Source organism: Yoonia rosea, assembly GCF_900156505.1.
In the GTDB taxonomy this organism is placed as follows: Bacteria; Pseudomonadota; Alphaproteobacteria; order Rhodobacterales; family Rhodobacteraceae; genus Yoonia; species Yoonia rosea.
Genome location: NZ_FTPR01000001.1, coordinates 128,550 through 151,198 on the forward strand (window position 1 = coordinate 128,550; position 22,649 = coordinate 151,198).

Annotated in this window: 20 protein-coding genes; 16 read left to right on the top strand and 4 right to left on the bottom strand. The window is 57.4% G+C overall.

Features of this window, described 5'->3' with window-relative positions; all coding sequences use genetic code 11:
• Positions 1-19 precede the first annotated feature (19 nt).
• A complete protein-coding gene (locus tag B0B09_RS00615; protein ID WP_055291968.1) occupies positions 20-421 on the bottom strand; it encodes a MerR family transcriptional regulator in 402 nt (133 codons plus the stop codon).
• A 243-nt stretch (positions 422-664) separates the two neighbouring features.
• The gene (locus B0B09_RS00620; protein WP_076659712.1) at positions 665-1,033 is read right to left on the bottom strand and encodes a MerR family transcriptional regulator; all 369 of its coding nucleotides are present in this window, start codon (positions 1,031-1,033) and stop codon (positions 665-667) included.
• A gap of 134 nt (positions 1,034-1,167) precedes the next feature.
• On the opposite strand from B0B09_RS00620, the gene B0B09_RS00625 reads away from it, so the two are divergent.
• Genes B0B09_RS00625 through B0B09_RS00635 form a run of 3 tightly spaced genes read left to right on the top strand, consistent with a single transcriptional unit; the run spans position 1,168 to position 3,429 of the window.
• Entirely contained in the window at positions 1,168-1,608 is a 441-nt protein-coding gene (locus B0B09_RS00625) for a PaaI family thioesterase (protein ID WP_076657928.1), read from the top strand.
• Complete coding sequence (locus B0B09_RS00630) at positions 1,605-2,099, top strand: PaaI family thioesterase (RefSeq protein ID WP_076657929.1); 495 nt, start codon at positions 1,605-1,607, stop codon at positions 2,097-2,099. Before B0B09_RS00625 ends, B0B09_RS00630 begins: the two co-directional genes overlap by 4 nt.
• Positions 2,092-3,429 (top strand): MATE family efflux transporter, encoded by a 1,338-nt coding sequence (locus B0B09_RS00635; protein WP_076657930.1) that lies wholly within the window; start codon positions 2,092-2,094, stop codon positions 3,427-3,429. Before B0B09_RS00630 ends, B0B09_RS00635 begins: the two co-directional genes overlap by 8 nt.
• On the opposite strand, the gene B0B09_RS00640 is transcribed toward B0B09_RS00635, so the two are convergent.
• Positions 3,406-4,458: a quinone-dependent dihydroorotate dehydrogenase gene (locus B0B09_RS00640; RefSeq protein WP_076657931.1), complete on the bottom strand. Its 1,053-nt coding sequence runs from the start codon at positions 4,456-4,458 to the stop codon at positions 3,406-3,408. The two genes, B0B09_RS00635 and B0B09_RS00640, sit on opposite strands and share 24 nt — an antisense overlap.
• Positions 4,458-4,787 carry a DUF952 domain-containing protein gene (locus tag B0B09_RS00645; RefSeq protein WP_076657932.1) on the bottom strand — a complete coding sequence of 110 codons (330 nt, stop codon included), beginning with the start codon at positions 4,785-4,787 and terminating at the stop codon, positions 4,458-4,460. The genes B0B09_RS00640 and B0B09_RS00645 overlap by 1 nt, the downstream gene beginning before the upstream one ends.
• Positions 4,788-4,939: 152 nt before the next feature.
• On the opposite strand from B0B09_RS00645, the gene B0B09_RS00650 reads away from it, so the two are divergent.
• The 13 genes from B0B09_RS00650 (at position 4,940) to glgX (ending at position 22,628) form a co-directional block, all read left to right on the top strand.
• On the top strand, positions 4,940-6,502 hold the full coding sequence (locus tag B0B09_RS00650) for a bifunctional metallophosphatase/5'-nucleotidase (RefSeq protein WP_076657933.1): 1,563 nt from the start codon (positions 4,940-4,942) through the stop codon (positions 6,500-6,502).
• A gap of 150 nt (positions 6,503-6,652) precedes the next feature.
• The gene (locus B0B09_RS00655; RefSeq protein ID WP_076657934.1) at positions 6,653-7,678 is read left to right on the top strand and encodes a LacI family DNA-binding transcriptional regulator; all 1,026 of its coding nucleotides are present in this window, start codon (positions 6,653-6,655) and stop codon (positions 7,676-7,678) included.
• Between the two features lie 95 nt (positions 7,679-7,773).
• Positions 7,774-9,087: an ABC transporter substrate-binding protein gene (locus tag B0B09_RS00660; protein ID WP_076657935.1), complete on the top strand. Its 1,314-nt coding sequence runs from the start codon at positions 7,774-7,776 to the stop codon at positions 9,085-9,087.
• 127 nt (positions 9,088-9,214) lie between these two features.
• A complete protein-coding gene (locus tag B0B09_RS00665) occupies positions 9,215-10,078 on the top strand; it encodes a carbohydrate ABC transporter permease (protein WP_055291983.1) in 864 nt (287 codons plus the stop codon).
• A 4-nt stretch (positions 10,079-10,082) separates the two neighbouring features.
• A complete protein-coding gene (locus B0B09_RS00670; RefSeq protein ID WP_055291985.1) occupies positions 10,083-10,913 on the top strand; it encodes a carbohydrate ABC transporter permease in 831 nt (276 codons plus the stop codon).
• A gap of 12 nt (positions 10,914-10,925) precedes the next feature.
• The gene (locus B0B09_RS00675; protein ID WP_076657936.1) at positions 10,926-11,930 is read left to right on the top strand and encodes an ABC transporter ATP-binding protein; all 1,005 of its coding nucleotides are present in this window, start codon (positions 10,926-10,928) and stop codon (positions 11,928-11,930) included.
• Positions 11,927-12,697, top strand: a complete 771-nt coding sequence (locus tag B0B09_RS00680) for an L-iditol 2-dehydrogenase (RefSeq protein ID WP_076657937.1) — start codon at positions 11,927-11,929, stop codon at positions 12,695-12,697. The genes B0B09_RS00675 and B0B09_RS00680 overlap by 4 nt, the downstream gene beginning before the upstream one ends.
• On the top strand, positions 12,697-14,196 hold the full coding sequence (locus B0B09_RS00685; RefSeq protein WP_076657938.1) for a mannitol dehydrogenase family protein: 1,500 nt from the start codon (positions 12,697-12,699) through the stop codon (positions 14,194-14,196). The genes B0B09_RS00680 and B0B09_RS00685 overlap by 1 nt, the downstream gene beginning before the upstream one ends.
• Positions 14,197-14,280: 84 nt before the next feature.
• On the top strand, positions 14,281-15,519 hold the full coding sequence (locus tag B0B09_RS00690) for an AGE family epimerase/isomerase (RefSeq protein WP_076659714.1): 1,239 nt from the start codon (positions 14,281-14,283) through the stop codon (positions 15,517-15,519).
• A gap of 117 nt (positions 15,520-15,636) precedes the next feature.
• On the top strand, positions 15,637-17,835 hold the full coding sequence (gene glgB / locus B0B09_RS00695) for a 1,4-alpha-glucan branching protein GlgB (protein ID WP_076657939.1): 2,199 nt from the start codon (positions 15,637-15,639) through the stop codon (positions 17,833-17,835).
• A gap of 28 nt (positions 17,836-17,863) precedes the next feature.
• Positions 17,864-19,120 (top strand): glucose-1-phosphate adenylyltransferase, encoded by a 1,257-nt coding sequence (glgC, locus tag B0B09_RS00700; RefSeq protein ID WP_076657940.1) that lies wholly within the window; start codon positions 17,864-17,866, stop codon positions 19,118-19,120.
• A complete protein-coding gene (glgA, locus tag B0B09_RS00705) occupies positions 19,117-20,547 on the top strand; it encodes a glycogen synthase GlgA (RefSeq protein WP_076657941.1) in 1,431 nt (476 codons plus the stop codon). Before glgC ends, glgA begins: the two co-directional genes overlap by 4 nt.
• Positions 20,544-22,628 carry a glycogen debranching protein GlgX gene (glgX, locus tag B0B09_RS00710; protein WP_076657942.1) on the top strand — a complete coding sequence of 695 codons (2,085 nt, stop codon included), beginning with the start codon at positions 20,544-20,546 and terminating at the stop codon, positions 22,626-22,628. Before glgA ends, glgX begins: the two co-directional genes overlap by 4 nt.
• The last annotated feature ends 21 nt before the right edge of the window (positions 22,629-22,649 follow it).

Genomic DNA, 22,649 nt, shown 5'->3' on the forward strand with positions numbered 1-22,649 from the left:
TTGGGGCGGCGCCTATGTGTCAGGCAGCCGCCGTTTTTTCTTTGGCCAGTTGGGCAAGCTTTTCAGCACCCCAGGCCATCTGCTCTTTCAACTCGCCAATCGCCTCTTCCAACTCGGCCTTCTGGGCCTCCATGTCGGCAAGGTGGCGTTCAGCAAGAACGTAGGTCTTTGACAGTTGGGCCTCTTGCCCGTCATCCATGTGGTAGAGGTCAAGCAATTGGCGGATTTCTTCCAACGAGAAGCCAAAGCGTTTGCCGCGCAAAATCAGCTTCAGGCGCGCGCGGTCGCGTTTGGTAAAAAGGCGGCGCTGGCCTTCCCGAATTGGAAACAGCAGTTCTTTGGCTTCGTAAAAACGAAGCGTGCGTGGTGTGACATCAAAGGCGTCACACATCTGACGAATGTTCAATGTATCGGTCGTCATCTCTCAGATCTCTCCGTGCATGGGGTAACGAATGCCACGCAACTGCAAAGGATATAGGCAGCATACAAGTAAAGTTGACGCGCACGTAAACGTAACGTGGCGTCACGGCTCAGTTGACGAAAGGTCAGGAAAGGTGACGCAGGGTCATGCGCAATAAAAAAACGGGGAAAACGCCGTGTTTTTCCCCGTAAATTACAAATTTTTTTGATCGCGCTGCTGAGTCGCGTTGACGGGCGCTGTTGCCTATCCGAGCGTCTTTGCGGTCTCGTCGCGCAGATTCTGGAGTTCGGCAATCGTATCTTCAAGCTGCTTTTTCTGCTCAGCAAGCTCGACCAATTGCTTGTCCGCCAGTGTCACCCATTCGCGCATCTGCGCCTCGGTGCCCTCATGTTCGTAGATCAGCAGCCATTGGCGGATATCCTCCAACGAAAAGCCGAACCGGCGTCCGCGCAGGATCAGTGTCATGCGTGCAAGTTCTTTTGCGCCATAAAACCGCGACCGCCCTTCGCGTTCGGGCCGCAAGAGTTCGATATACTCGTAATAGCGCAATGTGCGCGGCGTGACGTCGAATTTCGCGCACATCTCTTTGAATGACAGCCGTGTGTCGGACATCTGCTTCTCCCTCTCTTCAATGGTAACGCCAACAAAGAAACGGGGCAACATGGATTGCTGTTCGCTGGGCGCGTAGAGGTGGTCAAAACCTCAATTCAGCGTTACCCATCGCAAGAACCTTTTCAGGAGCACACATGTCTGATCCGCAGAAAACCCGCCGCGATACTCTGGCCCGCCAGTTCATAGCGGCCATCCCGCATGCGCAGGCTTTGGGGATGCAGGTGACCGACATTGATGACGGCAAGGCTGTGATCGCCATGGATTATGATGCCCGTTTCATCGGTGATCCCGAAACCGGGGTCATCCACGGGGGCGCTGTTTCGGCGCTCATGGATACCTGCGCAGGGGCGGCCGTGATGGCGCATCCGGCGGCAGCACTTGCGACGGCGACGCTGGATTTGCGCATCGACTATATGCGCCCCGCCACCCCCGGTGACCGGATCACGGCGACGGCAGAGTGCTATCACGTGACCCGTTCGGTTGCTTTTGTGCGCGCCACGGCTGTGGATGCAGACCCCTCGCGCCCGGTCGCCACGGCAACGGGCGCCTTTACGATTGAAAGGGGCAAATCATGAGCCGTCGCCCTGAACCCGTGCAAGTCATCAAACAGCGTCGCGATGCGACCCTTGCTGCGCTCGTTGCCGGCGTGCCTTACATCCAGTTTCTGGGTATTCGGATTGACCGGCGCGGCGATGAGCTTACGGCTATTTTGCCTTATGACGACAAGCTGATCGGCAACCCGATGTTGCCTGCCTTGCACGGCGGTGTCACGGCCGCCTTTCTGGAAGTGACCGCGATTGTTGAACTGAGTTGGGCCATGATCTGGGAGGATATGGAGGCGGGCAAGTACACGGACGATACGCCGCGCATTCAACTGCCCAAGACAATCGACTTTACCGTCGATTATCTGCGCTCGGGTCTGCCGCGTGATGCCTATGCGCGCGCGCGCGTCAATCGTTCGGGCCGCCGCTATGCCTCTGTCCATGTCGAGACATGGCAGGATAACCGCAGCCGTCTTTTTGCCTCTGCCACGGGTCATTTCCTGATGCCCGAACGCGATGGCTAGCGTGCTTACCCACAAACGGGTGCTTGCGATTGCATTGCCGATTGTGTTGTCGAACGCGACGGTTCCGATTTTGGGGGCCGTCGACACAGGTGTTGTCGGACAATTGGGCGAAGCCGCACCGATTGGCGCGGTGGGCATCGGCGCGATCATCCTGTCTGCGGTCTACTGGATTTTCGGTTTCCTGCGGATGGGGACCACGGGTCTGACATCTCAGGCAAGCGGGGCAGGGGACAGGGATGAGGTCGATGCGCTTTTGGCGCGCGCGCTCTTGATCGGGATATCGGCGGGTATTGTGATGATCATCGCGCAGGTCGCGATTTTCAACGCAGCCTTTTGGATATCCCCCGCCAGCGCCGAGGTGGAAGCACTGGCGCGCGATTATATGGTGATCCGCGTCTGGTCTGCCCCTGCCACAATTGCGCTTTATGGTATTACCGGCTGGCTGATCGCGCAGGAACGCACACGGGCGGTGCTGGTCATTCAGGTGGGCATGAATGGCGCGAATATCGCCTTGAGTTTCTGGCTTGGCCTGCAACTGGGCTGGGGTGTCGAGGGGGTGGCTTGGGCCACGTCCATAGCGGAATGGGGCGGTCTGGCGTTGGGCCTGTGGTTTTGCCGCGGTGTCTTTGGGCGCGCGGCCTGGCTGTCGGCGGCGCGGGTGTTTGATCTGATACGGCTGCGGCACATGGCGCTGGTCAACTCTGACATCCTGATCCGCTCGGTTTTGTTGCAGGCGATCTTTGTCAGCTTCCTGTTTTTCGGGTCAGACTTTGGCGATGTGCAATTGGCTGCCAACCAGATCCTGATGCAGTTTTTGCAGGTCACCGCCTACGCGCTTGATGGGTTCGCCTTTTCTGCCGAAGCGCTCGTTGGTCAGGCGCTGGGCGCGCGTGCGCGGGCTGCGTTGCGGCGCAGCGCGTTACTGAGCAGTCTGTGGGGCAGCATTGTCTGTGCAATCCTCGCGCTGAGTTTCGCGCTTTTTGGCGGGCATGTGATTGATATTATGACAACTGCACCCGAAGTGCGCGAGGTCGCGCGCATTTACCTGCCCTATATGGTGCTGGCCCCGATTGTGGGCGTTGCGGCATGGATGCTGGACGGGATTTTCATAGGTGCCACCCGCACCAAGGACATGCGCAATATGATGATCGTTTCGGCGGTGATCTATTTCGCCACGGTCCTGCCGCTGATGGCGCTGTTCCAGAACCACGGGCTCTGGATGGGCTTGTTGCTCAATTTCGTGGTGCGCGGCGTAACGCTGGCGTGGAAATACCCCAGTCTTGAGGCCGAGGCCGACCGGCCACGTTCAGGTCCAGTCGCCGCGCCCTGATCCCACAGCGTCGGCCACAGTCGCGAAACCATCGCGTTGCAGCAGAGTGTCGAGGCCTTGTGCGATCTCACCTGCAAGTGAAATGCCGCCGTAAACAAGGGCTGTGTAAAGCTGCACCGCAGAGGCCCCTGCGCGGATTTTCTGATAGGCCTGTTCTGCCGATCCAACGCCGCCCACACCGATAATCGGCAGTGTCGTCAGCCCTGCCAGTTGCGCGAGCACCCGCGTGGATTTTTCAAACAGCGGTCGGCCGGAGAGCCCGCCCATTTCTGCCTTATGTGGCCCATGCAATCCTGCGCGATCCAGTGTGGTGTTCGTGGCGATAATGGCGTCGATGCCCGAAGCATTTGCGACCTCGGCCACTTCGGCAATCTCGTCGGTGCTCAGGTCAGGTGCGATTTTCAGGAAAACAGGAATTGGGTTTGCCAGCGCGGCGCGTGCCTGCATCACCCCGTCAAGCAGTGCGGCAAGGGCGGCTTTGCCCTGCAAGTCGCGCAGCTTTTCGGTGTTGGGCGAGGAGACATTGACCGTCGCAAAGTCCACGACCGGTCCGCAGCGCGTCAGTACCGTTGCGAAATCTGCGGCCTTGTCGGCACTATCCTTGTTGGCCCCGAGGTTCAGGCCGATCACCGCACCTTTGGGGCGCTGGGCAAGGCGTGCCGCAATCGCTTCCATCCCGTCGTTGTTGAAGCCGAAACGGTTGATCGCGGCGCGGTCCTCGGTCAGACGAAACAGGCGGGGTTTCGGATTGCCGGGCTGGGCGCGGGGCGTGGCGGCACCAACCTCAAGAAAGCCAAAGCCGGTGCGTGAAAGCGCATGCAGCGCTGTTGCGTTCTTGTCAAAACCGGCGGCAAGACCGACAGGGTTTAGCAGGTCCAATCCGGCCAAGGCGGTCCGCAAGCGTGGTGAAGTCACCGGACCACTGCGCGGACCAAGTCCTGCGTTCAATGCCTTGAGCGCGAGGCCATGTGCCGTCTCGGGGTCAAGCAAGCGCAGCGCGGGCAGGCCAATTTTTTCTAGCGCCTTCATCACAACTCCGGAAACTGATGCACGCCGTCAACCACAGGCAATGGCTTGCTCCACACCACATCATCCATGCGCAGGGTGCGGTAAAGATGCGGGAACAGTACGTTTTCGCGGGCTGGCTCCCATTTCAGCGGATCAAGCGTATCGGCTTCGACAGCAAGAAGCACCAGCCCTTCAACGCCGGCAAAGTATTTGGCCGCCGTCTCGGCCACGGTCGCTGCGGTCGAGAAATGGATATAGCCATCCGCGACATCAATCGGTGCACCGACAGTTTCGCCGTCGGCCTGCAGTGTGGCCCATTCATCGGCCCGGAATATTTTATAAATCAGCATGTGGGTGTCATGGCTTTTACACATGCGTTGGTCAAGCATCCACGCAGGGGATACTTGACGTAAGGGCCGCAAATCTAGGCAGTTATTAAATTTGACTCTCGCAAATCGCCTCGCCACTCTGACAATATTCCAACCTTGGGGGACCTAGACCTATGATGTTACGTATCATGACAACGACCTGTGCCATGGCCATGATGGCAAGCACAGCTATGGCCGAATACACTTTGCACGTTATTCACACCAATGACCTGCACAGCCGGATCGAGCCGATCAACCGTTTCGATTCGACCTGTAATGCCGAAGATAACGCAGCGGGCGAATGCTTTGGCGGCATTGCGCGGGTCATTACGAAAATCAACGAGCTGCGCGAGGAACTGGCAGGCGAAAACGTCATTCTGCTTGATGCGGGCGACCAGTATCAGGGCAGCCTGATGTACACGACCTATAAGGGTGATGTGGAAGCCGAATTCATGGAACTGATCGGCTATGATGTAATGGCTGTTGGCAACCACGAATTCGATGACGGTGACGAAGGTCTGCGCAAACTGACCGACGCGGTTTCCTTCCCTGTCATCTCCGGCAACATCGACGTTTCAAGCTCGAACATTCTGGCAGGCCAGGTCGACAACCATGTTGTTCTCGAAGTTGGTGGCGAGCGGATCGGCATCATCTCGGCACTTGCTGTTGATACGGCTGAAACATCCAGCCCGTCGGACGCGGTGATTTTCACGCCCGAGACCGAGAGCCTTGCGGCGGACGTCGCGGCTCTGGAAGCGGACGGTGTGACAAAGATTATCGCGCTCAACCACGTTGGTGTGACAAAGGATATGGTGATTGCCGAAAGCGTCGCAGGCATTGATGCGGTTGTAGGTGGTCACTCGCACACGCTGTTTTCAAACACGGAAGAAGGCGCGATGGCTTATCCGACGATGGTTGGTGATGTGCCTGTTGTGCAGGCCTATGCCTATTCCAAGTACATTGGCCACCTGACACTTGTCTTTGACGATTCAGGCAATCTGACATCTGCAACAGGTGATACCATTCTGCTGGATGCCAGCGTGGCCGAGGATGAAGCCGCTGTGGCGCGTGTCGCCGAACTGGCAGGTCCGATTGAAGAAATGAAGACCCGCATTGTCGCCGAGGCGGCAGATGTGATCACGGGTGACCGTGAGGTCTGCCGTGCGATGGAATGCCCGATGGGTAACCTTGTGGCGGATGCGATGCTTGATCGCGTCAAAGATCAGGGCATCCAGATTGCAATCCAGAACGGTGGTGGCTTGCGCGCAACCATCGACGCTGGCGAAGTGACCATGGGCGAAGTGCTGTCGGTGCTTCCGTTCCAGAACACGCTGTCGACGTTCGAGGTGACTGGCGCAGATATCGTGGCGGCGCTTGAAAACGGTGTTGGCCAGATCGAAGAAGGGGCAGGCCGCTTCCCTCAGGTCGCAGGCATGTCCTTTGCAGTGGATGCCGCGGCAGCACCCGGTGCGCGTGTTTCTGATGTGATGGTCGGCGGCGCGCCGATTGATCTGGCAGCGACCTACGGCGTGGTTTCAAACAACTACGTGCGCAATGGTGGTGATGGCTACAGCATGTTCGAGGATGCAATGAATGCCTATGACTATGGTCCCGACCTCGCTGATGTGACGGCAGAATACCTTGCCGCGAACGCACCCTATCAGCCTTATACGGACGGTCGCATTACCATGCGCTAGGCCCGATAGGTTGAAAATCAAATGCGCTGCGGGAAACCGTGGCGCATTTTTTGTTTCGGTGTGTAAAGAATTAATCAAACTTCATTCTTGACGCGCGCAAAGAAATTGTTTCCGATAGAAAAGTGCGCTCGGTACAAAGGATGGGTCGCGATGGCCGAGAAAAAGATCAAGAACATGGAAGAGTTTTCAGCCGTCAGCGGTATCTCGCGCCCGACGGTGTCAAAGTTTTTCAACAATCCCGATAGCGTGCGCCAATCGACCCGTGCCAAGATCGAAGCGGCGGTCGAGAAATACGACTACCGCCCAAATATTTTCGCGATGAACCAGAACCGCAAGCTGACCAAGAATGTCGGGATTGTGGTCCCATTGCTGACAGACCCGTATTTCGCCGAAATCGCGCGCAACCTGGAACAGCGCTGTCTTGATGCGGGCTATCGGCCCACGCTGTTCAGCGCGCATGGCGATCCTGCTCTCGAAGTCGAGGTTCTCGACAACCTTCGGTCGATGAAGCCGGCAGGTGTTCTATTGGCACCCTTAGGGCGCGCATCGGACCGCGTCGCCTTGGAGAAATTCTGTCGGGATGTGCCGACTTTGATTTTTGACAGTAGCGTGGATCAGTTGGGCCTTGCCTTTGTGGGATCGGACAACGTCCAGTTTACATCGCACATAACGGATTATCTTTGCCGCACTGGTGAACCCCCATGCTTTTTCGAGATGAAGACACCGGCAAACCCCAACGCGCACAGGCGCAGACAAGCCTATCTGACCGCCATGGAAACCTTTGGGTATACGCCGCAGGTGATTTCGGTCGATGGCGAAGGCTGGGGCTTTGAAGAGATCGGGCGTCTAGGGGGGCATCAGGCCTTGGCGAACCGGAGCTTTGGCACCAATACGGTGCTTTGCAGCAATGACCGGTTGGCGATCGGTCTTTTGACGGCCTGCTACGAGCGGAACGTCCGTGTGGGGCGCGGTCCTGACTGTGCGATTCGTGTGGCGGGGCAGGACGGGCATCCGCATTCGCGCTATACCTGCCCGCCGCTCACGACGATATCACATGACTACGACGCCGTTTCCAAACGCGCTGCAGAGGCGCTTTTTGAGGCGATTGACGGCGATGTATCACCTTGGAAAAGCACGCGAATAGAAGGCAAGCTGGTTCTGCGGGACTCGGCCTAATCGCCAAATACTTTACGCGCGTAAATTTTTGATTGACGTCGCGTTGCTCTTTCCCTTAGCGTGAGTACATCACATCCAATAGGGAGGAACACCGGATGTCTTTGAAGAGCACTCTTTGTGCTGCCACTGCGCTTACGCTGGTTACAGCTGGCGGCGCTTTCGCAGACGCACACTCCGCAACAATCACAATCGCGACTGTGAACAACGGCGATATGATCCGTATGCAGGGTTACACCGATCAATTCACCGCAGAAACAGGGATCGCCGTTGAATGGGTGACGCTGGAAGAAAACGTTCTGCGCCAGCGTGTGACTACAGACATCACCACAAACGGTGGCCAGTTCGACATCATGACAATCGGCATGTACGAAACACCGATCTGGGGTGCGAACGGCTGGCTGGTTGCACTGGATGATCTGTCCGCAGAATACGATGCGGCCGACATTCTGCCTGCAATGGCCGGTGGTCTGTCCTATGACGGCACGCTTTACGCGGCACCGTTTTATGGCGAAAGCTCCATGGTGATGTACCGCACCGACCTGATGGAAGCGGCCGGTCTGGAAATGCCGGCGGCGCCGACATGGACATTTATCCGCGAAGCTGCGGCTGCGATGACTGACCGCGACGCGGAAATCAACGGTATCTGCCTGCGCGGCAAGGCCGGTTGGGGTGAGGGCGGTGCTTTCATCACAGCAATGTCCAACTCTTTCGGCGCACGCTGGTTCGACATGGACTGGAACGCACAGTTCGACACCGAAGCATGGGCGAACACGTTGAACTTCTTTAAGGGCATGATGGATGAATCCGGCCCTGCCGGTTACGCGACCAACGGTTTCAACGAAAACCTGTCGCTGTTCAACCAGGGCAAGTGCGGCATGTGGATTGACGCGACTGTTGCGGCATCCTTTGTGACAGGTGCTGACTCGACTGTTGCTGACAGCGTTGGTTTCGCACTGGCACCTGATAACGGTCTGGGCAAGCGTTCCAACTGGCTCTGGGCATGGGCGCTGGCAATTCCTGCGGGCACACAGCAGGAAGCAGAAGCCAAGCAGTTCATTGAGTGGGCCACGTCCAAGGACTACATCGAGCTGGTTGCAGCCAACGAAGGCTGGGCAAATGTGCCTCCCGGTGCGCGTACATCCCTGTACGAAAACCCCAACTATCAGTCTGTTCCTTTCGCACAGATGACATTGGACTCGATCTTGTCGGCTGATCCAAACGACAGCACCGTAGAGCCAAGCCCGTATGTCGGCATCCAGTTCGCGGCGATCCCCGAATTTGCAGGCATCGCGTCCGAAGTAAGCCAGGAGTTCTCTGCCGCTTATGCTGGTCAGCAGACTGTTGAAGAGGCGCTCGCCAAAGCGCAGGCGATCACCAACGAAGCAATGGAAGCTGCTGGTTACCGCTAGCACTCCTCCCAGGCCAAGGGGCAGTACCCGTAGCTGCCCCTTGGTACAAAACCCTTCTGCACTTACACTTTCACCTGACAGCAGCGCGTGAATTAAATGCGCCTGTGACCAGAGGAGATGCATCCAAATGGCGACCAAAGCTTCCCGATCCGCTGCCAGACTAATGATGGCACCCGCTGTGATCCTGCTCTTGGGCTGGATGTTGGTTCCCCTCATTATGACCTTGTGGTTCTCGTTCCGTGTCTACCTGCCGCTGCGTGGCGGTGACCAAGGCTGGGCCGGATTTGACAACTACACCCGCTTTGTGACCTCGAGCGCCTTCTGGCCCTCGGTCCAGACCACCCTGATTATTGTGCTGGGTGTCTTGGTAATCACTGTCGTCTTCGGCATCTTGATCGCACTCTTGCTGGATCAGCCGATCTGGGGGCAGGGAGTTGTCCGTATCCTTGTTATCGCACCTTTCTTTGTCATGCCGACCGTGTCGGCACTGGTGTGGAAGAACATGTTCATGGATCCTGTGAACGGTCTTTTCGCCCATCTGTGGCGCTTTTTCGGGGCCGAGCCCGTCAGTTGGCTATCGGATGCCTCGTTGCCCTCGATCATCATGATCGTCAGCTGGCAGTGGCTGCCGTTCGCCACGCTTATCCTGCTCACGGCTGTGCAGTCGCTGGACAGTGAACAACTCGAAGCCGCCGAAATGGATGGCGCACCCTGGCACAAGCGCTTCTGGTTCCTTGTGCTGCCGCATCTCAGCCGCGCGATTACGATTGTGATCCTGATCCAGACCATCTTCCTGCTTGCGATCTTTGCCGAGATTTTCGTGACCACAGGGGGCGCTTTTGGGACACGGACGCTGTCATATCTTATCTTCCAGCGAGTGCTGGAAAGCCAGAACATTGGTCTTGGTTCCGCCGGTGGTGTCTACGCCATCATCCTTGCAAACATCGTCGCGATCTTCCTGATGCGGATCGTCGGTAAGAACCTGGATTAATATCATGGCACGTTCTGTTACCCCCCGCCGGAAGCTGATCAATACCACCATCGCCTGGGCGATTGGCCTGCTCATCTTCTTTCCGATCCTCTGGACGATCCTGACCAGCTTCAAGACCGAGGCACAGGCGATTGCAGCGCCACCGATCTTTCTCGGGTTTGAGTGGACGCTTGAAAACTATCGTGTTGTATTGGAGCGCTCGGACTATGCCCGTTTCTTGTGGAACTCGATCATCATCGCCGGTTTGTCCACGCTGATTGGCGTTGCGATTGCGGTGCCTGCCGCGTGGTCGATGGCATTCGTGCCCTCCAAGCGGACCAAAGACATCCTGCTCTGGATGCTCTCGACCAAGATGTTGCCAGCGGTCGGTGTGCTTTATCCGATCTACCTGTTGTTCATTGAACTGGGTCTTCTTGATAGCCGCGCCGGTTTGGTGGTTGTCCTGATGCTGATCAACCTGCCGATCATCGTCTGGATGCTCTATACCTACTTCAAGGAAATTCCCGGTGAAATCCTCGAGGCGGCCCGGATGGACGGTGCGACCTTGCCACAGGAATTACTTTATGTGCTGACGCCAATGGCCATTCCGGGCATTGCATCAACTATGTTGCTCAACTTCATTCTGGCATGGAACGAAGCCTTCTGGACCCTCAACCTGACAGCCGTCAATGCAGCACCATTGACTGCCTTTATCGCCAGTTATTCCAGCCCCGAGGGTCTGTTCTTTGCCAAGCTTAGCGCGGCCTCGACCATGGCGATTGCGCCGATCCTCATCCTTGGCTGGTTCAGCCAGAAACAACTTGTCCGCGGCCTGACGTTCGGCGCGGTGAAATAAGGAACCTGACACATGGGACAGATCCAACTTAAACAGGTCACGAAAAGCTTCGGCGATGTGCAGGTCATTCCACCCCTTGATCTGACCATTCAGGATGGCGAATTCACGGTCTTTGTCGGCCCTTCGGGTTGCGGTAAATCCACGCTTCTGCGGCTGATTGCAGGGCTTGAGGATATCACATCGGGCCATATCGAGATTGACGGCAAAGACGCCACCGATCTGGTACCTGCGAAACGCGGCCTTGCGATGGTGTTCCAGTCCTACGCGCTTTATCCGCATATGTCGGTGCGCAAGAACATCGCCTTTCCGTTGCGCATGGCCAAGATGGATCCCGCCGAAATTGACCGCCGCGTCAATGCCGCCGCCGAGGTTTTGAACCTTGCCGATTATATCGACCGGCGTCCGGGGCAGTTGTCCGGTGGTCAGCGTCAGCGCGTGGCAATTGGCCGTGCCATTGTGCGTGAACCATCTGCCTTCCTGTTTGACGAACCTCTATCCAACCTTGATGCGGCCTTGCGTGTTGGCATGCGGATGGAAATCTCAGAGCTGCATAAAAAGCTTAAAACGACCATGGTTTACGTGACCCACGATCAGGTCGAAGCGATGACAATGGCCGATAAAATCGTCGTGTTGCAGGCCGGTGTGATCGAACAGGTTGGCTCTCCGCTCGAACTCTACCGCCGCCCGCGCAACACCTTTGTGGCAGGCTTTATTGGCTCGCCCAAAATGAACCTGATCGACGGTGAAGAGGCTGCCAAACATGACGCCACTACGATCGGAATTCGTCCCGAACATATCGACGTGGTCGAAAGCGGCGGCATGTGGCAGGGCACTGTTGGCGTGGCCGAACACCTCGGCTCTGACACCTTCTTCCATATCCATAACACCGGTCTGACGGAGACGATCACTGTGCGTGCCATTGGTGACATCAACCTGACACATGGTGACACGATCCATCTGAACCCGCGCATGAACGAACTGCACCGCTTTGATGCCCAAGGCCTGCGGATCGACTGATGCAACTGGCCGGGAAAACTGCGCTGATTACAGGGGCCGCACGTGGTATCGGGCTTGCCTTTGCCAAGGCTTACACGGCTGAAGGCACGCGCGTTGCGATTGCGGATATTGATCTTGCGCGCGCGCAGGCGGCGGCATCTGAAATCAAAGGTGCCGTCGCTGTAAAGATGGATGTGTCTGATCAGGCCAGCATCGAAGCGGCGGTTGCCGAGGCGGCCAATGCACTGGGGCAGATTGATATTCTGATTAACAACGCCGCTATTTTCACGGCGGCCCCGCTTTCAGAGATCACGCGCGCCGACTATCAGCGGGTCTTTGATATCAACGTCGCGGGCACGCTTTTTACGATGCAGGCCGTTGCAGCCCATATGATCGAGCGCGGTATCAAAGGCCGCATCATCAACATGGCGTCGCAGGCAGGCAGGCGGGGCGAGGCCCTTGTTGCGGTCTACTGCGCGTCCAAGGCGGCGGTGATTAGCCTGACGCAATCTGCGGGGCTGAACCTGATCGCCCACGGGATCAACGTTAACGCTATCGCGCCCGGCGTGGTGGACGGCGAACACTGGGACGGGGTGGACGCGTTCTTTGCCAAATACGAAGGCAAAGCCCCCGGGCAGAAGAAAAAAGAAGTGGGCGATGCTGTGCCCTATGGCCGGATGGGCACTGCCGCGGACCTGACAGGGATGGCCGTCTTTCTGGCCAGCGATGCAGCGGAATACATCGTCGCGCAAACCTATAACGTCGATGGCGGAAATTGGATGAGCTGATGAATATCCGGCAAAATACTGATCTGATCAAACTGAGTAATGCAACGCTTGCAGCGTTGCCTGGTGATATTGCACGCCCAACCTATGATCGCTCTGCGCTCACGGCGGGGATTGTCCATATCGGTCTGGGCAATTTTCACCGTGGCCATCAAGCATGGTACCTGCATTCCCTGATGCAAAAAGGCCTGGCCCATGATTGGGCGATTGTCGGTGCCGGTGTACGCGCAGGCGACGCGGCGCAACGTGAACGATTGGCCGCACAGGATTATCTGACAACACTGATTGCCTTGGATCCGGCAGGCAGCACAGCCGAGGTCGTGGGGTCGATGATCGACTTTGTGCCGGTCGAGGAAAGCAACGGCGCGTTGATCGCGCAGATGGCCGACCCTGCAATCCGCATTGTCGCGCTGACCGTCACCGAAGGTGGCTATTATCTGGATCCTGCCACCAAGGGATTTAACGCCGCACACCCCGATATCCTGCATGACGCAAAGACGCCGGATATGCCTGTCACCGCTTTTGGCGCGATGATTGCGGCCCTTAAGAAGCGTCGTGCCGCAGGCGTTGGTCCTTTCACCTGCCTGTGTTGTGACAACCTGCAAGGCAATGGCGCGATCTTGCGGCAAACAGTTGTGTCCTTGGCGCGCCTGTCCGATCCCGACCTTGCGGACTGGATCAACGACAACGCCAGTTTCCCCAACTCTATGGTCGATTGCATTGTGCCTGCCACGGGTCCGAATGAGCTCGCACTTGTGCGCAGTCTCGGGATTGATGATGCCTGCCCTGTGACGCACGAGACCTTTCGCCAATGGGTGATCGAGGATGATTTTTGCGCAGGCCGCCCCGATTGGGACCTTGTTGGTGCGACGTTCACCGATGATGTGCATGACTTTGAGGCGATGAAGATCCGCGTGCTGAACGGCGGCCACCAGATCATCGCGAATGCGGGCGAGTTGCTGTCGATCGAGACGATCTCGGGATGTATGGCCAATGACGATATTCGTGCGCTTTTTGAAAAGGTCGCTACACGCGAAATCCTGCCACACCTCAAGGCGGTGCCTGGCATGGAGCCGCATGCCTATGTTGATCTGATCTCGCGCCGTTTCTCCAACACACGGATCGTCGACACGACGCGGCGTGTGGCCTTTGACGGCTCATCGCGGCACCCCGGTTTCTTGATCCCGTCAATTCAGGACGGGCTGGCCGCAGGAACGCCCGTTGCAGGGCTTGCGTTGGTTGAGGCGATCTGGGCGCGTATGTGTGCAGGCCTGCGCGAAGATGGCAGCGCGATTGCACCAAACGATCCTGATTGGGATGCGTTGCAGGCAATGGCGCAAGAAGCGCGCGAAAATCCGGTGCTGTGGCTGAAACAGGCAAAGTATTATGGCACGCTCGGCCAAGAGGCACGTTTCGCCGATGCCTTTGCCGCGTGGCTCGACATGCTCTGGACAAAAGGCACGACGGCAACGATCCGCGCCTATCTCGCGGTCGCGGGCTAGCTTTCCGGTCTTGCATCACGATCAAGGAACCCCGCATATTTGGTCTGCTGCGCAAGACAGCCAAAGCAGGGTGCCGAAGCAATGATGACTGACATGCAAAGTGGAAATCTCGGGCCCGCTGACGCAGAGGGCTTTTGGATAGACGATCCGGACCACTGCGCTTGGCTTGCTGCCCAAAGCGACAGCCAGCTGGAGTTTTTTGCGGCCAGTGCGGGGGATGCACCGGGGTTTTCACAATTGGATCACGCGGGAAAACCGCTGGGTTCGGATGTGCAGGAACTGCATGCGACCACGCGGCTAATCCATGCCTACAGCCTTGGCCACGCGCGCGGGTATCAAGGGGCAGACCGGATCATTGATCGGGGCATGGCTTATCTTGCCAGTCACCACAAAGACCCTGTGCATGGCGGCTATTTTTGGGCGCTGTCAGGTCACGGTGTGCAGGATGATCGCAAGCTGACTTATGGCCATGTTTTTGTTTTGCTGGCCGCGAGCAGTGCAAAAATCGCGGGCCATCCAGATGCCGATGCGCTTCTGGCGGATATCGCCGAGGTGCTGGATCAACGGTTTTGGGAAGAGGGCGCGGGTCTGTTCAGCGATGAATGGAACCGCGACTGGACCCCGTTTTCCACCTATCGCGGGATGAACGCCAATATGCATGGTGTCGAGGCTTTGCTGGCGGCCTTTGAGGCCACGGGCGAGGCGCTGTTTCTTGACCGCGCCGGACGTATTCTTAAATTTTTTGTCCATCAGATGGCGCCGCAGAATGGGTGGCGCTTGCCCGAGCATTACACGGAGCACTGGCAGACTGATCGCAGCTACGCGGGTAATCACATGTTCCGCCCTGCGGGCACAACGCCGGGGCATGCGTTTGAATTCGGGCGTTTGGCGCTGCAGCACTGGGATTTATCCGGGCGGCCTGCGAATGGCGCGCCCCAAGCTGCGCGCAATCTGATTGAACGTGCCCTTGCCGATGCATGGCTGCCCGAGGGGGGCTTGGCCTATACGCTTGATTTTGACGGAAAGGTTGCCGATGGATCGCGGTTCTGGTGGCCTGTCACCGAGGCGATTGGTGCGATGGCGGCCCTGATTGTCATGGACCGCGATCCTGCGGATGAAATCTGGTACCGGCGCTTGTGGGCTTTCGCGGATGCGCATTTCATCGATCACGCGCGCGGCGGCTGGTATCCTGCCATCGACGACCATGGCCAACCGACGAGTTCGATCTTCACTGGCAAGCCTGATATCTACCACGCCTTACAGGCCTGTCTATTGCCTTTGGCGGGCCGTTTGTCGCGTCTGGCGCTTGCACCCGGGGCATAAGTCGGGTCATGTTGCGTTAGCGCTAACCATTTGGTTGACGTGGCGGTGTGGCCTTGCTTGGGTTGGCGTCATCAAGTGCAGTGTCTTGCAGATAAAGAAATTCGTCGGAGTGATACCATGGCAAATTCTGATCGCGTCGACAGACCGGATTATCTGACGCAGGAAGTATTGGTTGCGCTGAACGGTGGGGGACATGCGGCACCCTATGAGGTCTTGGGGCCCCATAAGAGTGGTAACAAACGCTGGGTTGTCACGTTCCAACCTGCCGCGGTTGAGGTCTGGGCGACTGTCGCAGGAAAAGACACCCCTTTGCCGCGTATTGCCGGCGATGTTTTTGCCGCACCGGTGGCGGGCAAAACCTATACGCTGACCATGCGCTATCCAGATGGCGCTACCTTTACGACACGCGATCCATATGCCTTTGATCCGGTGCTGAGCGATTTTGATCAGTATCTGATCGGCGAAGGCACCCACAAAGAGCTTTGGCGCGCGTTGGGTGCGCATGTGACGAAACACCAAGGTGTTGCGGGTACCCATTTTGCGGTGTGGGCACCCAACGCCCAACGCGTCAGTGTGATTGGCGATTTCAATACATGGGACGGACGCCGCCACCCGCTGCGCCCTGTCGGTGAAACGGGCGTGTGGGAGGTCTTTATCCCGCAAGTTGGTGACGGTGCCCTCTATAAATACCAGATCATCGGTATCGACGGACAGTCGCGTGACAAGGCCGATCCGATGGGATTTGGCTCGCAACATCCGCCGGAACAGGCGTCGGTCGTGCGGGATCTGGCGGGCTATGGCTGGAAAGACAAAGCATGGATGAAGTCCCGCGCTGCGCGGGCCGACCGTGCCAGCCCGATGGCGATCTATGAGGTGCATCTGGGATCATGGCGGCGGCGCTACGATGATGGCGGGCGACCACTCAGTTACAAGGAACATGCCCGCGATCTGGTTTCCTACGTCAAATACATGGGCTTTACCCATATCGAATTGTTGCCCGTCTCCGAATTTCCTTTTGACGGATCATGGGGCTATCAGCCCGTTGGCCTTTATGCGCCCACGATCCGTTTTGGTCCGCCCAATGAATTCCGTGATCTGGTGGATACCGCCCATGCCGAAGGCATCGGCGTGCTGCTGGACTGGGTGCCGGGGCATTTTCCGACCGACGCGCATGGTCTGGCGAAATTTGATGGCACGGCGCTTTATGAACACGCCGATCCGCGCGAAGGGTTCCATCAGGATTGGAACACCTTGATCCCGAACTACGGACGACGCGAGGTCAAGAATTACTTTGTCGCCAACGCGTTGTATTGGTTGGAGGAATACCACCTTGATGGCTTGCGCGTCGATGCCGTGGCCTCGATGCTTTACCGAGATTATTCGCGCAAGGATGGCGAATGGGTCCCCAACAAAGACGGCGGACGCGAGAATTATGAAGCGATTTCATTTCTTCAGGACATGAACATCGCGGCCTATGGCGCTGACGCAAGCATCATGACCGTGGCCGAAGAAAGCACATCTTTCCCCGGCGTGTCGCAGCCCGTGCATACTGGCGGGCTTGGCTTTGGATATAAGTGGAACATGGGGTGGATGAATGACACCCTGCGTTACATGGAAAAAGACCCGATTTATCGTCAGTATGATCACCATCTGATGACCTTTCCCATTGACTGGGCCTTTACCGAAAATTTCATTCTGCCGATCAGCCATGATGAGGTGGTCCATGGCAAAGGCTCTATGATCGCCAAAATGCCCGGAACCGAATGGGAGAAATTCGCCAACCTGCGCGCCTATTATGCGTTTATGTGGACGCAGCCGGGCAAAAAGCTTTTGTTTATGGGGTGCGAGTTCGCCCAGCCCGAGGAATGGAACCACGACGCCGAACTGAATTGGGGTGCCGCCGAACAGCCCGCCAACAAAGGCGTGCAGCAATTGGTGCGTGATCTGAACCGGCTCTACCGCGAGACCCCTAGCTTGCATTTCAAAGACTGCGAAGCGGCGGGGTTCCAGTGGGTGAGCAACGATCCGAGCCAATCGACAATTGCCTTCCTGCGCCGTGGCAACGCGGGTGATGCACCGGTTGTGGTCGTTTGCAACTTTACGCCCGTGACCCGTGAGGGCTTTCAGGTCGGCGTGCCAGAGGCCGGTTTCTGGGAGGAAGTGCTGAATACTGACGCGGCGATCTATGGCGGGGACAACCGTGGCAATCTGGGAGGATGCACGACGGAAAATAGCCCCGCCGATGGGCAGGCGCGGTCGATCCGGCTGACGCTGCCGCCATTGTCGGTGGTCGTTTTGCGCAAGCAAACTACGTAAAATTAAAGATAAAAGAGGGGGAGACGACATGCCAACAAAGCGTATCACACAACGATCTATGGTTTTCGTGCTGGCAGGGGGACGGGGAAGCCGCCTGAAAGAACTCACCGACCGCCGCGTGAAACCTGCGGTACCTTTCGGCGGCAAGGCGCGGATCATTGATTTTGCCCTGTCGAATGCCGTCAATTCCGGCATCCGCAAAATGGCGATTGCTACGCAGTACAAAGCGCACAGCCTGATCCGTCATACCCAGCGCGGCTGGAACTTTTTTCGTGCTGAACGCAACGAGTTTCTCGATGTGCTGCCCGCCTCCCAGCGCGGAGGCAATGAAAGCTGGTACAAGGGCACTGCCGATGCCGTGACCCAGAACATCGACATCGTCGACAGTTATAATGTTGATTACGTGATCATCCTTGCGGGCGATCATATCTACAAGATGGATTACGAAATCATGCTGCGCCAGCACGTGGAATCCGGCGCTGATGTCACCGTGGGCTGCCTGACCGTGCCGCGCCAAGAGGCGACTGCCTTTGGCGTTATGGCGACCGATAACGACGGGCGGATCACCAGTTTTCTGGAAAAACCGGCCGATCCGCCCGCGATGCCCGACAACCCCGATATGGCGCTGGCATCAATGGGGATTTATGTCTTTGACTGGAAATTCCTGCGTGATCTGTTGATCAAAGACGCCGAAGATCCCAATTCCTCGAATGATTTCGGCAACGACCTCATCCCCGACATCGTCAAAAACGGCAAAGCCATGGCGCACCGGTTCGATGAAAGCTGTGTGCGGGCCGAGGGCGCGCCTGCCTATTGGAAAGATGTCGGTACAGTTGATGCCTTCTGGCAGGCCCATATCGATCTGACGAATTTCACGCCCGAGCTTGATCTGTGGGACAAGAGTTGGCCGATCTGGACCTATAACGAGAGCGTCCCGCCTGCAAAATTCATCCATGATGAACGGGACAGACGCGGGATGGCGATTTCGTCGATGGTGTCAGGTGGGTGTATCATTTCAGGCACCGAGGTGCGCAATTCGGTGCTTTTCACCAATGTGCACACCAATTCTTACGCGGTGCTGGATCATGCGGTGATCCTGCCCGATGTGGTGGTCCATCGCTCGGCCAGATTGCGTCAGGTCGTCGTCGACGGTGGCGTTGTGATCCCCGAGGGTCTTGTGGTGGGTGAGGACCCGCATGAGGATGCCAAGTGGTTCCGTGTCACCGACCGCGGTATCACCCTGATTACCCAGGATATGCTGAATAAAAGGGCCGCTGCTTTATGACCAAAGCCCTCTTTGTCGTCTCGGAATGCGCGCCGCTGGTGAAGACCGGCGGGCTCGCGGATGTGGCGGGCGCTTTGCCCGGCGCATTGGCGCAGCACGGTGTGGCTGTGCGCGTTCTGCTGCCCGGATACCGTGTGGTGCTGGGGCAGATTGGCAAGGCAAAGGTGGTGGCGACCTACAAAGACCTGTTTGGCGGCACGGCGAAACTGCGCGCCTGCAACATCGTGGGTGTTGATCTGCTGATCCTTGACGCCCCGCATCTTTATGATCGCGATGGTGCGATTTATGGTGATGCCACGGGCCGTGACTGGCCGGATAACCCCGAACGCTTTGCCGCGCTTTGCAAAGTGGGCGCAATGATCGCGGCCGAAGGGGTGGACGGCTGGACGCCCGACATCGTGCATGGTCATGACTGGCAAGCGGGCCTTACGCCTGAATATATGCGGGCCTTGGGCGTTGATGTGCCCTTTGTTTTTACCATCCACAACATCGCCTTCCACGGGAATGCGGATGCAGGCAAGCTGAAAGCGCTTGGTCTTGATCCAGCGCGCTTTACGACTGAGGGCTTTGAATTCTGGGGGCAGATATCGGCCCTCAAGGCGGGCTTGGTCGGGGCGGCCAAGATCAATACGGTCTCGCAAACCTATGCAGAAGAATTGCTGACGCCTGAATTCGGCATCGGCATGGACGGCGTTTTACGTATGCGACAGGCGGACTTGTCGGGGATTGTGAACGGGATTGATCTGGATGCGTGGAATCCGCTGACCGATCCGAATATCACACCATACAAAACGGCAAGCGGGAAAGACGCGAACAAGAAAGCGCTCCGCAAAACCTTCGGACTTGGCAAAGCGGATGGTCCGCTCTGTGTGCTCGTCTCACGTTTGACCGAACAGAAGGGAATTGATCTGTTGTTGGAGGCGCTGCCTGCGCTGTTGGATCGCGGCGGTCAGTTGGCGCTGCTGGGATCGGGCGACCCCAAGCTTGAGGTGGCTTTATTGGAAGCCGCAGCAAGTCACGCGAATGTGGCTGTCAAAATCGGCTATGACGAAGCGCTGTCCCACAAAATGATGGCAGGGGGCGATGCAATCCTTGTGCCTTCACGGTTCGAACCCTGCGGCCTGACCCAGCTTTACGGCTTGCGCTATGGCACCGTGCCACTGGTGGCGCTGACAGGTGGTCTGGCCGATACGGTGATCAACGCCTCACCCGCAGCCCTTGCGCGTGGTGTTGCAACTGGCGTCCAGTTCTTTCCGATCAATGCACAGGCGCTGGCCAACGCATTCACCCGCCTTGGCGACCTTTACGCGGACAGCAAAACGTGGAAAGCGATGCAGCGCAACGCCATGAAACAACCTGTCGGCTGGGAAACCTCGGCCTTGGCGTATAAAGCCATCTATGCAGATCTCACTGGGGCAACATCTTGAACCTTGGACCTTTCGCAATCCGGCCCGGCCGCCCGACGCCTCTTGGGGCAACGGTGGACCCAGACGGTGTGAATTTCGCAATCTTTTCGCGCCATGCCACCAAGGTGATGCTGTGTCTGTTTGATGAAAACGGCAATGAAAACCAGATCATCACGCTGCCTGAACGCGAAGGTCATGTCTGGCACGGCTATTTCCCCGGTATGAAGGCGGGCCAGCAATACGGCGTCCGTATGGACGGGCCATATGCGCCTGAAGAGGGGCATCGGTTCAATCCATACAAGCTTTTGATTGATCCCTACGCCAAACAACTGACGGGCCATCCGACGTGGCATAATGCGCTCTTCGGATATCAAACAGGGCATAAAGACAAAGACCTCAGTTTCGACAAGACCGACAGCGCGCCTTTCATGCCGCGCTGTGTGGTTGTTGATCCAACGTTCAACTGGAACAACGCGAACGCGCCCCACCATGCGATGGAAAGCACAGTCATCTACGAGGCCCATGTCAAAGGCCTGACAGCCGGTCGTCCCGATATTCCCAATCGCGGAACCTATCTGGCGATGGCCTCGGACCCGATCCTTGAGCATCTTAATAATCTTGGTGTTACGGCCGTCGAGCTTTTGCCTGTCCAGGCCTTTATCAACGATAAATTCCTGCTGGATCGCGGGCTGACGAATTACTGGGGCTATATGACCTACGGGTTCTTCGCCCCCGATCCTCGCTATATGCAGGGCACGGATATTGCCGAGTTCCAGCAGATGGTGCGTCGCTTCCATTCCGCCGATATCGAAGTGATTTTGGATGTGGTCTACAACCACACCGCTGAGGGATCCGAGCTTGGGCCGACACTGATGTTCCGTGGTCTGGATAACGCAAGCTACTACCGTTTGGCTGACAACCCGCGCTATTACATTGATGATGCGGGCTGCGGTAACACGCTCGATTTCGAGAACCCCTTTGTCATCCGGCTTGTCATGGACAGCCTGCGCTATTGGGTTGAAGTCATGCATGTGGATGGCTTCCGCTTTGATCTCTGCACCGCACTTGGGCGCACAGCGCGGGGGTTTGAACGCGACGGGCCATTCTTCCGCGCGATTGGCCAAGACCCTGTGCTGAACAAGGTCAAGCTGATCGCGGAGCCTTGGGATATCGGGCCGGGGGGCTATCAACTTGGTGCATATCCGGCACCCTTTGCCGAATGGAACGACAAATACCGCGACAATGTGCGTGAATTCTGGCGCGGGGATGCGGGCAAGGTGCCGGATATGGCGGAACGGCTCACAGGCTCGGCGCCCTATTTCGATCATGACGGGCGGGCCGCGACATCGTCGCTGAATTTCCTGACGGCCCATGATGGTTTCACGCTGCAAGACACCGTCAGCTATAGCCGCAAGCATAACCTGGCCAATGGCGAGGATGACCGCGACGGGCATTCCAATAACCACTCCGACAATATGGGGGTTGAGGGGCCAACCAAGGACGCCGCAATCAATGCCGCCCGGATGCGCCGCAAGCGCAATATGATGGCCACATTGATGCTGTCCCAAGGCACGCCGATGGTGCTGGCGGGGGATGAGCTCAGCAATTCGCAAGGTGGCAACAACAATGCCTATTGTCAGGACAACGAAATCGGTTGGGTGAACTGGCCTGACAAAGAAGACCCGTTCTTTACCTTCTGCCAGCAGGCGATTGCCTTTCGCAAAATGCATCCGCTGTTGCGCCAGAGCCGCTTTCTGCATTCGCGCCAGCGCCTGATTGATGGCGAGCCTGATTTGTTCTGGCGGCGTGTCGATGGCAAGCCGATGAGCCAAGAGGATTGGGACGATGCGGGCCTTGATACCTTGGTGGTTGAAATGCGCATGGCATCGGGTTCACCGGAATATGTCAAACGTGAAGGCGCTTTGTTGGTCGTTCTGAACCGCGGGGAGGCGGTTGAGATTACGGCACCGGAACTGCCTGAAGGTGACGCTTGGGTGCGCCGCTTTGACACCAGCCAGGATGATGCCATCGCGGTAACGCCCGGCCTGCGTGTTGCGGCGGACAGTGTTGTGGTATTTTCACAAGAGAGCGCAGAGAGGTAATCTGCGACAAAGACGAAAAGG

Excerpts from the sequence above, each read along its gene's own strand:
- B0B09_RS00615 (WP_055291968.1), bottom strand. The coding sequence starts at position 421 with ATGACGACCGATACATTGAACATTCGTCAGATGTGTGACGCCTTTGAT.
- B0B09_RS00620 (WP_076659712.1), bottom strand. The coding sequence starts at position 1,033 with ATGTCCGACACACGGCTGTCATTCAAAGAGATGTGCGCGAAATTCGAC.
- B0B09_RS00625 (WP_076657928.1), top strand. The coding sequence starts at position 1,168 with ATGTCTGATCCGCAGAAAACCCGCCGCGATACTCTGGCCCGCCAGTTC.
- B0B09_RS00630 (WP_076657929.1), top strand. The coding sequence starts at position 1,605 with ATGAGCCGTCGCCCTGAACCCGTGCAAGTCATCAAACAGCGTCGCGAT.
- B0B09_RS00635 (WP_076657930.1), top strand. The coding sequence starts at position 2,092 with ATGGCTAGCGTGCTTACCCACAAACGGGTGCTTGCGATTGCATTGCCG.
- B0B09_RS00640 (WP_076657931.1), bottom strand. The coding sequence starts at position 4,458 with ATGAAGGCGCTAGAAAAAATTGGCCTGCCCGCGCTGCGCTTGCTTGAC.
- B0B09_RS00645 (WP_076657932.1), bottom strand. The coding sequence starts at position 4,787 with ATGCTGATTTATAAAATATTCCGGGCCGATGAATGGGCCACACTGCAG.
- B0B09_RS00650 (WP_076657933.1), top strand. The coding sequence starts at position 4,940 with ATGATGTTACGTATCATGACAACGACCTGTGCCATGGCCATGATGGCA.
- B0B09_RS00655 (WP_076657934.1), top strand. The coding sequence starts at position 6,653 with ATGGCCGAGAAAAAGATCAAGAACATGGAAGAGTTTTCAGCCGTCAGC.
- B0B09_RS00660 (WP_076657935.1), top strand. The coding sequence starts at position 7,774 with ATGTCTTTGAAGAGCACTCTTTGTGCTGCCACTGCGCTTACGCTGGTT.
- B0B09_RS00665 (WP_055291983.1), top strand. The coding sequence starts at position 9,215 with ATGGCGACCAAAGCTTCCCGATCCGCTGCCAGACTAATGATGGCACCC.
- B0B09_RS00670 (WP_055291985.1), top strand. The coding sequence starts at position 10,083 with ATGGCACGTTCTGTTACCCCCCGCCGGAAGCTGATCAATACCACCATC.
- B0B09_RS00675 (WP_076657936.1), top strand. The coding sequence starts at position 10,926 with ATGGGACAGATCCAACTTAAACAGGTCACGAAAAGCTTCGGCGATGTG.
- B0B09_RS00685 (WP_076657938.1), top strand. The coding sequence starts at position 12,697 with ATGAATATCCGGCAAAATACTGATCTGATCAAACTGAGTAATGCAACG.
- B0B09_RS00690 (WP_076659714.1), top strand. The coding sequence starts at position 14,281 with ATGACTGACATGCAAAGTGGAAATCTCGGGCCCGCTGACGCAGAGGGC.
- glgB (WP_076657939.1), top strand. The coding sequence starts at position 15,637 with ATGGCAAATTCTGATCGCGTCGACAGACCGGATTATCTGACGCAGGAA.
- glgC (WP_076657940.1), top strand. The coding sequence starts at position 17,864 with ATGCCAACAAAGCGTATCACACAACGATCTATGGTTTTCGTGCTGGCA.
- glgA (WP_076657941.1), top strand. The coding sequence starts at position 19,117 with ATGACCAAAGCCCTCTTTGTCGTCTCGGAATGCGCGCCGCTGGTGAAG.